The organism is Shewanella sp. AC91-MNA-CIBAN-0169 (assembly GCF_040310165.1).
Taxonomy (GTDB): Bacteria; Pseudomonadota; Gammaproteobacteria; order Enterobacterales; family Shewanellaceae; genus Shewanella.
Map to the genome: position 1 here is coordinate 189,768 of NZ_JBEOPM010000003.1, position 14,580 is coordinate 204,347.

The 14,580-nt window shown below is 42.2% G+C and carries 12 protein-coding genes; 2 read left to right on the forward strand and 10 right to left on the reverse strand.

The window, feature by feature from the left end; translation table 11 throughout:
- Positions 1–388: 388 nt before the first annotated feature.
- The 10 genes from recG to gmk form a co-directional block, all read right to left on the reverse strand.
- A complete protein-coding gene (gene recG, locus AAEY98_RS04945) occupies positions 389–2,464 on the reverse strand; it encodes an ATP-dependent DNA helicase RecG (RefSeq protein ID WP_350977486.1) in 2,076 nt (691 codons plus the stop codon).
- A 140-nt stretch (positions 2,465–2,604) separates the two neighbouring features.
- The gene (locus AAEY98_RS04950) at positions 2,605–3,213 is read right to left on the reverse strand and encodes a response regulator transcription factor (protein WP_162022132.1); all 609 of its coding nucleotides are present in this window, start codon (positions 3,211–3,213) and stop codon (positions 2,605–2,607) included.
- The gene (locus AAEY98_RS04955) at positions 3,210–4,304 is read right to left on the reverse strand and encodes a sensor histidine kinase (protein ID WP_351015329.1); all 1,095 of its coding nucleotides are present in this window, start codon (positions 4,302–4,304) and stop codon (positions 3,210–3,212) included. Before AAEY98_RS04955 ends, AAEY98_RS04950 begins: the two co-directional genes overlap by 4 nt.
- A gap of 77 nt (positions 4,305–4,381) precedes the next feature.
- Positions 4,382–5,062, reverse strand: coding sequence for a tetratricopeptide repeat protein (locus AAEY98_RS04960; protein WP_351015332.1), 681 nt, complete (start codon positions 5,060–5,062; stop codon positions 4,382–4,384).
- A 219-nt stretch (positions 5,063–5,281) separates the two neighbouring features.
- Complete coding sequence (locus AAEY98_RS04965; RefSeq protein ID WP_351015335.1) at positions 5,282–6,211, reverse strand: calcium/sodium antiporter; 930 nt, start codon at positions 6,209–6,211, stop codon at positions 5,282–5,284.
- A 140-nt stretch (positions 6,212–6,351) separates the two neighbouring features.
- A complete protein-coding gene (locus tag AAEY98_RS04970) occupies positions 6,352–8,007 on the reverse strand; it encodes an AMP-binding protein (protein ID WP_101084973.1) in 1,656 nt (551 codons plus the stop codon).
- 231 nt (positions 8,008–8,238) lie between these two features.
- A complete protein-coding gene (gene ridA / locus AAEY98_RS04975) occupies positions 8,239–8,622 on the reverse strand; it encodes a deaminase RidA (RefSeq protein ID WP_182743268.1) in 384 nt (127 codons plus the stop codon).
- 33 nt (positions 8,623–8,655) lie between these two features.
- On the reverse strand, positions 8,656–10,764 hold the full coding sequence (gene spoT / locus AAEY98_RS04980; RefSeq protein WP_192116378.1) for a bifunctional GTP diphosphokinase/guanosine-3',5'-bis pyrophosphate 3'-pyrophosphohydrolase: 2,109 nt from the start codon (positions 10,762–10,764) through the stop codon (positions 8,656–8,658).
- Between the two features lie 13 nt (positions 10,765–10,777).
- Complete coding sequence (gene rpoZ / locus AAEY98_RS04985; RefSeq protein WP_011635854.1) at positions 10,778–11,056, reverse strand: DNA-directed RNA polymerase subunit omega; 279 nt, start codon at positions 11,054–11,056, stop codon at positions 10,778–10,780.
- Positions 11,057–11,116: 60 nt separating this feature from the next.
- Complete coding sequence (gene gmk / locus AAEY98_RS04990) at positions 11,117–11,740, reverse strand: guanylate kinase (RefSeq protein ID WP_101087663.1); 624 nt, start codon at positions 11,738–11,740, stop codon at positions 11,117–11,119.
- A gap of 373 nt (positions 11,741–12,113) precedes the next feature.
- Between gmk and AAEY98_RS04995 the strand changes: the two genes are divergently transcribed.
- On the forward strand, positions 12,114–13,403 hold the full coding sequence (locus tag AAEY98_RS04995; protein ID WP_101087662.1) for a DUF805 domain-containing protein: 1,290 nt from the start codon (positions 12,114–12,116) through the stop codon (positions 13,401–13,403).
- 75 nt (positions 13,404–13,478) lie between these two features.
- Positions 13,479–14,549, forward strand: a complete 1,071-nt coding sequence (locus tag AAEY98_RS05000; RefSeq protein WP_351015341.1) for a phosphotransferase enzyme family protein — start codon at positions 13,479–13,481, stop codon at positions 14,547–14,549.
- Positions 14,550–14,580 lie beyond the last annotated feature (31 nt).

Genomic DNA, 14,580 nt, shown 5'->3' on the forward strand with positions numbered 1-14,580 from the left:
GGGGTTATTGCTAATCGATATAAATATCTTGGTGGAGTCGAAAAATACTGCATAATATCAATCACATCAGTTATCTTAACCGTTCAGATCGTCTCAAGATTTTCAATTCAAGGCGTATTAATATAGGAATGGTTGTTCCCTTTTAAGTTAATGCAACGCAGTACTTGAATGCTTGAAACGCTTCCGAAGGACGGGTTTCTAATTACTTAACTCTGCGTTGCAGCCTTTCAACGTAAAATGGCTATGCTTTCAAACCTTCGCCTGATTACAGCCATTTGAATTCCCGCTGCACGACCAGATAACGAATACGATTAGTATACCATTCTGCAATATTCAGCAGACTTGTCTAGTGATAACTGATGATAATGAACAATATATTAAGATCTATTTAAGCTTGGACATATTGCTGTCTATCACCTATCCAGCGTTGAATGATAGCATCTACGTTTTGAGGCACTTGCTGGTAAACGTGTGATGCCAATTTTTGGGTTGGGGCAATTAAATGTTGATCACGTATTAGATCAGCTATTTTAAGATCTGCCAAACCGGTTTGTTTGGTGCCAAGCACTTCACCTGGCCCTCGAATTTCTAAGTCTTTTTGAGCAATTACAAAGCCATCATTACTGCTGCGCAGCACACCTAAACGTTTAGTGGCGGTTTGTGACAGTGGCGCTTTATAAAGTAATACACAATGGCTAGCAATAGCACCTCGGCCTACTCGGCCTCTTAACTGGTGCAACTGTGCTAGGCCTAATCGTTCAGGGTTTTCGATAATCATTAAACTGGCATTGGGTACGTCTACACCGACTTCTATGACGGTAGTCGCGACTAATAAGTTCAACTCTCCCGCTTTAAATTGCGCCATAATCGTCTGTTTTTCAGCACTTTTCATTCGGCCATGGATTAAGCCAATTTTGAGCTCGGGTAGTGCTATGGTGAGTTCTGCTGCTGTGTCTTCAGCGGCTTGGCATTCAAGCACCTCAGACTCTTCAATTAACGTACACACCCAATAAGCTTGACGATTATCATGTAAAGCTGCTTGTTTAACTCGCTCAATAACTTGCTCACGACGGGTATCGGCAATCGCAACCGTTGTGACCGGTGTACGTCCTGGAGGAAGCTCGTCAATGACAGAGGTGTCTAAATCGGCATAAGCTGTCATGGCTAAAGTTCGTGGGATCGGAGTGGCCGTCATGATTAGCTGGTGTGGATGAAAACCTTGGCTGACGCCTTTTTCACGTAACCCTAAGCGTTGATGAACGCCAAAACGATGTTGTTCGTCAATAATGATTAATGCCAGCTTGTTAAACACTACCGCCTGTTGAAATATCGCATGAGTACCAATGACCATTTGTGCTGCGCCAGAAGCGATATCTTCGAGTGATTGAACTCGCGCTTTGCCTTTTAGTTTACCCGCCAGCCAGCCGATTTTTAGCCCAAGTGGTTCAAACCAAGTAGCAAAATTAGCTGCGTGCTGTTCAGCCAATAATTCAGTAGGGGCCATCATGGCTACTTGGTAACCGTTTTCAATTGCTTGTAATGCCGCCAGTGCCGCCACCAAGGTTTTACCTGAACCTACGTCGCCTTGAACTAAACGCATCATGGGGGTTGGATGCTGAAGATCTTGGTTGATTTCGGCGACAACTCTTTGTTGTGCTCCCGTTGGCTTAAAGGGCAGTTGCGCTAAAAAAGGGCTTAACAATTGTCCTGTAGCAGGCATTGGCACTGCAGCATCTTGATTACTGCGCTGGCGCAGTTGCAACATGCTCAAATTATGAGCCAGCAGTTCTTCTTGGATTAATCTTTGCTGTGCAGGATGTTGACCTTGCTCTAATTCAAAAGGAGACACCGAGCTATGGGGACGGTGCAAAATATGCAGCGCATCACGCAGGCTAATATTGTTTGGTTGTAATGCACTGGGAAGTAACTCGGGTAATCCACCTTGGTCTAACATTGCCAAGGCTTGCTCGGTCAATTTTATCCAACTGGCTTGTTTTACCCCTTCAGTTGTCGGGTAAATAGGCGTCAGCGTGTCGCTTAATGTGACCGATTCACCAGGATGAATAATTTGATATTCTGGGTGAACAATCTCTTTATGATGATTGCCGCGGCGTATTTCACCGTAAGCCCGAATGCTGGCACCATTTTCCATGGCGTTACGTTGCGCCATCGAGAAATTAAAAAACCGCAGGCTCATCATTCCGCTGTGATCACGGACATTACACACTAACATGCGCCGCCGACCTTGCATGATTTGAGTCGACTGAATTTCTGCTTCGATGGTGCCATAACTGCCAGGAGGTAATGCGGCAATAGGATGGATTTGCGTACGGTCTTCATAACGCAGCGGTAAATGAAACAGTACATCTTGTACTGTTTTAATACCTAACTTAGCCAGTTTTTCCGCAACCTTTTTAGCAACGCCTTTAAGGTCGGTGATCGGAACAAGATCCAGTCGTAGCAAATTGTGCTTACCTAAATTGATTATCAAAGATGTAAAAACCATAGCGATTTCAAGCTATCAATCTCGAATCACTGTAATTATATACAGATGTTTAAGGTATCTTAGCAGACTTTGAATACAAGGCAATATTAAGCCGTTAATTACAACCAACCCTTTTGCTTAGCGATTCTGGCAGCATCAATTCGGTTACTGGCATTGAGTTTGCTGATGGCTTCCGATAAATAGTTTCGTACTGTGCCTTCTGCAATAAACAACTGACTGGCAATATCGCTGGTTGATAAGCCTTCGCTTGCCAGGCGCAATGCACGTCTTTCTTTGTCGTTGAGAGGGTCTATTTCACCAATAGCGGTAAAAGCTAATTCTGGATCGATAACCCGTTTACCCGCCATCACTTGTTTAATCGCATTAATTAAGTCATCAGACGGAGCGTCTTTTAATAAAAAACCACCGACACCGTATTCTAATGCGCGTTTGATATAACCTGCTCGGCCAAAGGTGGTCAAAATAATCACTTTGGTCTGGCTGCGCTGTTGTTGTAACCATTGGCTCAGCTCTAAACCTGATTTTCCAGGCATTTCAATGTCGGTGAGTAACAGGTCAAATGAATCTGTTTTAAGTTGTTGCATCGCTTTATCGCCGTCTTCGACTTCGACAATCTCTATTTCATTTAAGCTATCACACGCTAATGTGAGCAACGCGGCGAGGGCACCTCTTACCATCGCTTGATCTTCGGCTAATAGAATTTTCATCTAATGGGCTCACTTAGTGGCAATTGGATACTCACTTTATAATGGGGAATTAATTGATAGTCGATTGTGCCATGTAGCAAGCTTACTCGCTCTTGAATGCCTGTTAATCCGTTGCCTTTGGTGATGATTTTAACCGGCACATTCTCGATAAAGTTGAGTTTGAGCCAGTCTTGGCTTGTTTCAATACACAAGGTGCAATGTGTCGCTTGGCTGTGTTTTATGGTGTTATTAATCAACTCAGTTAGTAGCAAGCTGATTTGCGATTCCATGAGTTCACTGAGTTTAGGGAATGTGCCTTCTATGCTGACAGCAATAGCGTTATCTCTTAACGTGTTGGCTAAGGTGTTTAACGTTTGGGTTAACCCTTGATGTTTATAACCCGATACCGTGTGGCGAATTTGGCTTAAACAGTCTCGAGTTATCACGCTCACTTGATGAATTTGCAGCTGCGCTTGGTCGATTTTACCTGAGGTAATGAGCTTGTCTGCCAGTTCTGCTTTTAAGGCGATGGCGGCTAAGTGATGTCCCATAACATCATGTAAATCGCGGCCAATACGTTCGCGCTCTAATGCGGTGGCTAAATTGGCGACTTCATCTTTTGATTGTTGTTGCTGGCGTTTTATTCGTTGGCGATTTTGTTCAATCACACCAAACACTCCGACACCTAAGCAAATTCCCATACCATAAAAAGTAAAAAAATAGCCTGAGTAACCCACACTGATATCGATGACTAAAAGCAAAATACTCAGTCCGATAAAACTCAATATAGCAGTGCGAAGTGAGTAGAAAAAACCAACAAAGAAGCAGCAAAAACTGAATAGTGATATGGCGCCACTACTAACAAATGACGACGCTATTGCTGTGAAAAACATTAACCCAATGGGTTTGAGGGCTTGCTCTTTGCGACTGTTATAAGCCCAGAAATAACCAATAATAAAGGGCACTAATAATCCGATCGCAATCGTAATCTTTAACCATTGACCGTCCATGAAATACAAGGGAATAAAGTAAAAACCTAAGTTTATGAGGTAAACCCAAGCGGTTCTTTGCTCGTAACTTTTTTCATTATTAGATGATAAATATGATGTCATTGTGCCTCCTAGCGCAGTTAATCATAGAGTAACTGCGCGCTAACTAAAACCTATGCGAGTAATAATTAACTGGTCGATTACTGCTTTACTGTTTGTTGGTTTAACAGATATGTTGCCCATCCATACTGAGGGTCAACCTCAGTGGCGGTTTGCCAATCTTGTAAAGCACCTTTTAAGTCGCCTTGTTCCTGTTTCGCTAGTCCGCGCCAAGTATAGGCTTCTGCATGTCCCCAACAGATTTCGTTACAAGGCTGCTCAAATTGACTAATTGCTTGGGTTGCTAATGTTTGTGACTTATCGAGGCCGCCACCAAATACGCTTGGGGTATAAAATGCATTAATTGCTCGCACTAGGCTGACTCGCGGATTGTTAGGTTCGAGATCGTTTGCTTGTTGCAGTAATTGCGCTGTTTTCATTCCTAATACAGCACCTTTGCTATTATCAAACGAGATTTGCATTCCGTATACCGCAGCAAGTAGAGCTTGTTGGTCTGCAGATGGATCTTGGACTAAAAGGGTTTCTAATGTGTGCTGGGCATTGTTTAATGAATCTGTAGCGAGTTGACGTTGGCCGATGATGTTGGCTGTAATGGCTAGGCGATAATCAGCATAGGCTTTTTCATAATCAATAGCTTGTTCACTGTATTGACTCAGTTCAGTGATATTCATGGTGTTAGCTGCAGCATCAATATCGCTAATATTAGCAAAGCTAGTGTGGCTGACTAAGGTTAAGCTGATGATCAGTAATAAGGTTTTCATGGCTATCTCCATTTACGTTTCCCCAATCAAGATGTTGTTGGGATAGGTGTAGTATGGCGATAGACGAAGGATATTCTTAGACACAAAGGTCATCAATTGAAGATGACAAATGTCATTTATTTTCAGTAGAGCTTGTTAAATATGAGTGAATATTTAGCATTTTTTATGAAAAGACCGAATCAATATTCGGTCTTTATTGTGAGTAATATTTCCGCTAACTTAAACCACTTGCATCACTAAATAACTGGTGTAGCCAAGGTAACCTGCTAACAGAACACTACCTTCACGACGACCAATACTTAAGCCACTCCAAGCAAACGGTAATACCATGAACGCGAAGATCAACATGGCGATAAAATCGATTTCGTTAAATCCGGCCGCGGAAACTGGGTGGATTAATGCTGTTGCGCCTAAAATACCGAGTACGTTGAAAATATTTGATCCAACAACATTACCGATGGCAATGTCACTTTGACCTTTAAGAGCTGCCATCACCGAGGTGACAAGCTCTGGCATACTGGTACCAATAGCCACAATGGTTAAGCCAATGATGACTTCGCTAATGCCAAACTGTTTGGCTAAATCGACGGCACCATCAACAAATAATATGCCACCACCAACTAACATCGCGATACCAACAATGATTAATGCGATAGATAAGCCAGGGTGTTGCGGGCTGGCATCAACATCCAGATCTTCTGGGTTATTTTTTGCACTAACATAACTAAAAACTAAATAGCCAACAAGCGCGCTGAATAAAATGGCACCGTCGATAAAGCTCACTTCACCATCAAGCAGCAAAAACCACATTAATACTGAAGCGGCAATCATGATAGGGATGTCGCGCTTCACCATTTGAGATTGCACTGTAATAGGGCGAATAAGAGCGGTGATAGCTAGAATTAAACCAATGTTGACAATGTTGGAGCCGACGACATTACCTAAGGCTATACCTGGATTACCTGCTAATGCTGATTTAACACTAACGGCTAATTCAGGGGCGCTGGTACCAAATGCCACAATGGTTAAGCCAATAATAAGTGGGGCAATGCCCAAACGCAGCGCTACGGCACTGGCTCCGCGCACAAGTGCTTCAGCGCCAATGGTTAAAATAATAAAACCGCCGATAATGGATAACGCAATGAACATTCGAGTTTCTGCCTAATAAATGGTGTACAACGATATTGTTAACGCTGCATAGTTAATGGCGGGTATATTGACAGAATATGTCAAAAAAATACACGCATATTGCGTGTATTTTTTGAAGATAGATAATCGTTAGCTGATTATTACAACTCGTCTTCCCAACGTACTTTGGCGCCGCGAACACCGTCTACTTTGGCGGTAAACGCTTTTTCAAGTACGTGACGTTTAATTTTTAACGTCGGGGTTAACACGTCATTCTCAATGGTCCACTCATCATTAACAACGATAATGGCATCAACATGTTCGTGTGACTCTAAATGTGGATTAACACCATCGAGAGTCTCTTTTAACGATGTTCTTACTTCTTCGCGAGGCTGAAGTTTTGAACCTTCTGAAAGCTGCACTAACGCGACCGGATGTGGTAAGCCTGAACCGATAACACAAATTAAATCTACATGAGTGTCCTGAGCTAATTTACGTTCAATCGGCACTGGAGCAACATACTTACCTTTTGAGGTTTTGAAATTGTCTTTAACGCGGCCGGTAATGTCGATGTAACCGTCTGCGTCAATTTCGCACAAATCGCCAGTGTGGAAAAAGCCATCTTCAGTAAATGCTGCGGCGGTGGCTTCTTCTTGTAAGTAATAGCCGTTCATCAAGCCTGGGCTTTTAACTAATAACTCACCTTCTTCAGTTTGACGTACTAAGCAGCCTTCAACTGGCCGGCCAACCGTGCCGATCTTCTTGGCGTTGAATGGGAAGTTAATTATCGAGTAAGCACAGTTTTCGGTCATTCCCCACGCTTCACAAATATCGATGCCAATGCTGTAATACCATTGAATCAATGATGGTGGGATGGGTGCTGAGCCTGAGCCGTTCAAGCGAGATTGGTCGAGTCCCAAACCTTTCTTAATTTTACGCTTAACAATACTGCTAATGATGGGCAGTTTGAGTAAGGTTTTGAGTTTTTTCTCACCAATCTTGTTGATGATATTTAATTGGAATACTGTCCATAAACGCGGTACCGAGAAAAACACCGTTGGGCGACAGCGTTGAATGTCATCAACAAATGAGTCGAGGCTTTCTACAAAAGAAACCGTTGCCCCTGAATAAAATGACGAGCCTTCAATAGCCACACGTTCGGTAATGTGTGCTAGCGGTAAGTACGATAATAGTCGGTCAGTAGTATTGGTTTGTAAATCACGAATCACCGCTTCGCACGCCCAGCCATAACTGGTAAAGCTTTGAATCGCGCCTTTGGGTTTGCCGGTTGAACCAGAGGTGTAAATCAGGGTCATGACTTGATCTGCAGTTGGGAACGGCTCGTCAACGAGCGGCTGACCCAGCTTTAACAAGTGATCCCAATGATATTGTGCTGGCATGGTGTCATATGGCATGGCTAAACGGAGAATTTCACCGCCAACAGCGGCTTCTTGTTCAGCCCAATGATCGAGCTTACCGGTAAAGATAGCTTTAGCACCACTATGTTCGAGCACATAACGAATGGTTTCGGCATTAGCGGTTGGATAAACAGGCACACTAATGTAACCACCGTACATTAATGCTAAATCGACAATAAACCACTCGGCACAGTTTTTCGACAATACAGCAATTTTATCGCCACGTTCTAAACCTAAATGACGCAGTGAGCCTGCAATTTGTTGCATCTTTTGCTGAACTTCACGCCATGTGAAATCAACATATTTACCGTCAATCGGCTGGCGAAGGTAAACTTTGTCACCTTGCGTATCTACCCAATGAGACAACATCTCAACAGGAGTTTTAATTAAATTTTCCATCGACGCTTCCATGTTCTTTATTGTTATTGTGGGTCTCTATAAATTTAGTATGGCCATTTTTGTGCGCTGGCGCAAACAATTGCACAGTATGTGTGCAAGATAACACTATAAACACGTTAGCAGAATCTACTGAATAAACAATAGATATTGAGCAAATACTCTACTTTGAAAAAGTCATAGGTAATAAAAAAGGCGCCCTAGGCGCCTTAAGAAAATATCATACAGTTGTACTTATATTTCCATTATTCCATCCATTTCTACCAATGATCCCTTTGGTAACTCTTTGACGCCAATAGCGGCACGAGCTGGATAAGGTTGTTGGAAGTAACGACTCATAATTTCGTTTACAGTGGAAAAATGAGATAAATCGGTTAAGAAGATATTGAGCTTAACGATGTCACTCATTCTTCCACCTGCTGCTTCACATACAGCGGTCAAATTTTCGAACACTTGTACGACTTGTTCTGCAAAATCATCGCTTACCATGGTCATGGTTTTTGGATCTAACGGAATTTGACCTGAAAGATAAACGGTACTGCCGACTTTAACTGCTTGTGAGTAAGTGCCAATAGCTTGTGGAGCTTTGTCGGTTGCGATGATAATTTTTTCGGCCATGTTGTGCGTGCTCTCTTTAATGGTTATCAGTGACTAGCGGTTACGCGAGGTGCGTAATACTTCAGGTAAAACACGTATTCTGCGCATAACGTTTGCAAGGTGAACACGATCTTTAACTGAAATACGTAAATTAATCAAATACACTCGGCCATCACGTTCTTCGGTACTGAGATTATGAATATTAGATCCAGCAGATGCGATGATAGAAGTAATTTTTGCTAATGCACCTTGATGGTTAACAATTTCAACGCGTAGATTTGCTTGGTATTCTGCGCCTTCTACGTTATCCCAATGCACTGAAATATACTTATCAGGTTCGCCTTGATAGCCGCGAATATTGGCACAACTTTCCATGTGCACTACCAGACCTTTGCCTGGGCTTACATGGGCGATGACGGCATCACCAGGGATTGGGCGACAACAATTGGCGTAAGTGACCAACATACCTTCAGCACCGCGAATTGGCATTTGTGGTTTTTCTTTATTGCTATCTTGCGAATCAAACTGCTCACCAACCAAGCGCTGGGCAATCACAATGCTCATGGCATTGCCTAAGCCAATATCTGCTAGCAGCGAGTCTAAAGATGTGTGTTTGGTTTCTTTGATCACTTTCTCAAGTAATTCAGCCGGAATGGTCTCAAGCTTAGTATCACCTAAGGCATGGTTTAGTAAACGCTTACCTAATGCGATAGCGTTATCGCCTTTAAGACTCTTTAATACTTGACGAATTTTACCACGAGCTTTACCCGTTACGACAAAGTTTAACCATGCAGCATTAGGGCGAGCACCTTTTGCGGTAATAATTTCGACTGTTTGCCCTGAAATTAATGGTTGGCTCAACGGATATGCTTGACGATTAACGCGTGCGCCAACACAGGTATTGCCCACATCAGTATGCACTTCGTAGGCAAAATCGACGGCAGTGGCATTGACCGGCAATTCTAAGATACGACCTTCAGGGGTAAAAACGTAGATTTCTTCAGGGAATAATTCAGTTTTAACGTTTTCAACAAATTCAAATGAGCTGCTTGCACTTTGCTGTAACTCAAGCAAACTTTGCATCCATTTATGAGCACGAACTTGAGAAGTGCTTTGTTGAGTCGTATCGGTATTGTTTTTATACATCCAATGCGCAGCAACACCTTTGTCGGCCATTTGATCCATTTCTTCAGTGCGAATTTGCACTTCAACAGGAACCGCATGAGGGCCAAATAATGATGTGTGTAATGATTGATAACCGTTGGCTTTGGGAATAGCGATATAATCTTTAAAACGTCCTGGTCGCGGCTTGTATAATCCGTGCATAGCGCCGAGCACGCGATAACAGGTATCAATAGAGTCAACGATAACTCGGAACGCATAGATATCCATGACCTCTTGAAATTGCAGTTCTTTACTGCGCATTTTTCGATAAATCGAATAGAGGTTTTTTTCACGACCTTTGACTTTAGTGGGGATCCCAGCTTCTTCAAGGCGTGTTTCAATGGCCACTTCAATACTGTTAATTAATTCTTTACGATTCCCACGAGCTGCTTTGACAACATCACGTATCACTCTATGTCGCATAGGGTAATAGGCTTGAAAACCTAAGTCTTCAAGTTCGATTTTGATATTGTGAATACCTAATCGGTTAGCAATTGGGGCGTAGATTTCTAAGGTTTCGCGAGCAATACGACGACGTTTATCAGGGCGAAGTGAGCCCAGTGTGCGCATGTTGTGAGTTCGGTCAGCCAACTTAATGAGGATAACTCGAATATCTTGAGTCATTGCCATCATCATTTTACGGAAATTTTCCGCTTGGGCTTCTTTTCTATCACGAAACTTGATTTTATCAAGTTTTGAAACACCTTCCACCAGTTCTGCAACCGCCACACCAAATAACTCTGTGAGTTCTTCTTTGGTGACAGGAGTATCTTCGATGGTGTCATGAAGCAAGGCAGCCATAAGCGACTCGTGATCGAGACGCATGTCTGCCAAGATGCGGCTAACCGCAACCGGATGGGTAATATAAGGCTCGCCACTTGTGCGCATTTGCCCTTCGTGGGCATCACGCGCAACCAAATAGGCCTGCTTGAGTAATTCTACTTGATCCGGCTCTAAATAGCTGGATGCTGACTCTTTTAGACCTTCAAACAGATACAAGTGGCGCTACTCCTTATAAAACGCGGCCTTCTGCAATGGCTGCGACAGCGGCAATTTCAGCTGCTTCACGTTCACGAACAGTTTGGCGCTCATCAGCATCTAAAGTGTTTGAGGTGACTAAACCTAATTCGATTTCACGTAAAGCGACAACCGTTGGTTTATCATTCATCTCATCAACCATAGGTTCTTTACCTTGGACGGCGATTTGGCGTGCACGACGCGCTGCAACCAGGATCATATCAAAACGGTTGCCGATTTTATTTACGGCGTCTTCTACAGTTACGCGAGCCATGTGTTGAAACTCCAGTGTTATCTATGGGAAAAAATGACGCAAAATTATACACTATGACAATTAATCTGCCAAGAGATCAACAATCATATCATTTTGCGCATGCTGCTGACTAGCACAGGTTAGCCTTTGACTGCGAATAATGGCGCTTAAATCGGCTAGCGCGTTATCGAAATCGTCATTTACAATTATAAATTCGTATTGCGCATAATGTGACATTTCCGAAACGGCTTGTGCCATGCGCGAATCAATCACTTGCTGACTATCCTGACCTCGGCCAGTTAAACGACGTTCAAGCTCAGCTTTAGACGGCGGTAAAATAAACACTCCAATCGCCGTTGTCATTAATTTTTTTACTTGTTCTGCGCCCTGCCAATCAATATCAAGAAATACATCGATGCCTTTATCTAATGTTTGTTCGATGACGAGCTTGGAAGTGCCATAAAAATTGCCAAAAACTTCGGCCCATTCAATAAAGGCATTTTGGGTAATTAGTGCTTTAAATTGTTCCACAGTAATAAAATGATAATGTTGGCCATCGACTTCGCCTGGACGAGGTTTGCGGGTCGTATGTGACACTGAAACCTGTTTATCGCTGGGTTTATCTTTTAATAGTGCTGATATAAGTGATGATTTACCTGCGCCACTAGGGGCTGACACAATAAAAAGATTTCCACGAGTGCTCATAAAAAGGGTTTCTCATCCGATTATTCATTAAGAAAGCTTAATATTATACTCGTTAACTGTAGGGTTATGCTAGCGCAATGATAGATATTGGTATTGTGTCTAAAATGCTCAAATAGCTATTAGATTAATGAAATCAACTCTTGGATTGCTTAAAAGTGACTTACGCGATAGTGAATAAAAAAGTAACGCAAAATCTAGGTTGGGTATGGCTTTATAAGATAAATTCTGTAGGCTTTGCGCTATTAATAGCGGGTGTCGATTTTGATGATGAGAACAATCCATTTGTGTTGTAATAACGCACGATAATCACCGACTCATTCTGTTATGTAGCCAGCTGTTTTTTGATTTTTTTGTAAATGAATAGGAATGATTGATGTCTGTAAAAACCCTACTGTGCCGAGATGGTCGTGACACAGGCTTAAGGTTAATGGGAGTTATTTTAGCTGCATTTTTGTTGCTAATAATCTCTGCTGTTGTATTTCCGGCAAGTGTAATTAATTGGATTGTGACGCTAGCAGTAATGCCTATTGTTGGTTTATCGGCTGTTCGTCGCTTAAATGATGCCAATAAGTCGATTAAATTGGCAATGGTCTGTGTTGTTCCGGTATTGGTTTTTGGCATATTAACCTACTTAATGGCGCCTTTAGGCGCACTAGCAGGAGTGTTTTTGTTTGGCCTGGCTTGTGGTGGCTACCTAGCATTCTTACCGGCTAAAAATTCAATTAACTATGTGCAAGGATATTATGGACCAAGCATGGTATCAGTATCCATTTCGGGCTCGGTTTTTCATCGACAAGAACCGGTAATGAAAGGGCAGGTTATGCCTGTTCATGAGCAGCCTGATAACACTTTTTCATCAAGAGAGCCAGCTGATGAAGTAGCGTTTACGGGTGTAACTCATCCAGATTCTGCCGATAGAGACAAACATCCATTTAATGATGATGCTGTGCCGCAAACAAGTTTCGAGCAAGCTGGCACACACATGGATCAACATTTCGATACAGCAACAGAAGATGATCCGGTCAATTCGTTTTCGACGTCGCAAGAACGTAGTCATCAGCCGCTTTATGTTGATCAAGATGCGTTGCAGTCAGGGTCGATTACTGAACTTGCAAAATCTTGGTTGAATGTGGCTAAGTTACACCAGACAAAGTTGATTTTAATCGGTAAAATTGCTGTGGCTATTATTGCTGTTAGTGTGGTTGTGTATTTGGTTTTCACTTTAATCAGTGTATTTTCTGGCGACGGCACAGAGCAAACTGAGCATGTTGATGATATGAGTAATCAACAACAAGCCAGCATTCGACAAATGATCAAACTGCCTGATGGGTTTTGGCTCGCTTTAGAGGGCGAAATCCTTATCGTACGTTGGTTAGGTGAAAGTGGTGATAAACAAAATTTATGGCGTTTAGCGACTGCAATAGGTGATAAAACCTGTACCAACCTTGAATTTAATGACGGTAGCCGTTACCGACCAATAACGGTTGATCTACTAGATGATGGTGCCAGTGAAGCTCGATTTACGCCACTGGATAAAGATGCCATTGTTAATCATGTTGCGCTTAGAGGTAGCTTTAAGTTGTGTGGTTATGAATTTAGTTTAAAGGGCAGCCAAGCAACATTAATGCAAAACCCTCAATTTGAAATGATACTAAGCCAGTAACCATTATTAAGGTAACCAAACAGAAGAAATGTGTTGGTTATCTTTGCTTTGATGAACATGATTTGGAGTTTTTGATTGGTCAATTTTATCCGTAAAAATGTATTGCCTCAGTTTGGTTTTAGTAGTGAGCATAGTACGCTTTATCCATTGGGTAATGGCCATATTAATCAAACCTTCTTGGTGAGTGATAAATCAAAATCGTTGGTGTTGCAGCGCATTAATACCCAAGTATTTATTGAACCTAAGGTGGTCATTCAAAATGCTGCCAATATTAGCCAGCATTTATTGATTAAGCACCAACAGCACCATTATCCATTACAAGTGGTTAGTCCAATAGCCACTATAGCAGGTGCACTATATTTGGATTTAGGCGAACAAGGTTTTTGGCGAGCAATAGATTACTTACCTCATAGCAACACGATTGAAGTGGTTGATACACCAGCTCAAGCTAAGTTGGCAGCTGAGGCTTTTGGGCATTTTGCCGCAGCATTAAGTGATTTGAACCCTAGTTACATTGTCGATGTTATCCCTGATTTTTTGAATTTACCTCAACGTATCGCTCAATTGCGTGATGCAAAGGCAGCTGACACTCATAATCGATTAAGTCATTGTAAAGATTGGGTCGATTTGTGTTTGTCACAGACAGATTTACTGGCAACATTGGTACAATACGAAGCCGAATTACCGGTTCGAATATGTCATAATGATACTAAAATCAATAATATGCTGTTTGATGGGCGAGATATGTCCAGCATGGCCATTATTGATTTAGATACCTGCATGAAAGGATATTTGATGTATGACTTTGGTGATATGGTGCGCGCTTTTTGCTCTCCAGAGCCAGAGGACTCAACTAATTTAACCAATGTATATGCCCGACCTGAGATTATTATTGCAGCTACAACATCGTACATGGAATCTCTAGCTGACATTATTACTCCGCTCGAAAAACGTAGTTTATGGCTCGGCACTAAAGTTATGCCATTAATGCTTGGGGTACGGTTTTTAACGGATTATTTAAATGGCGATACATATTTTGGGATCAAGTATCAAACTCACAATCTTGATCGCGCTATAAATCAGTTAACTATTTATCAAAGTCTACTGCAGCAAGAAGCGCAGTTAATGTCATTCTTTAACTCGTAGTCACCATCGTTAACTCACTTCAGCTTGAGAT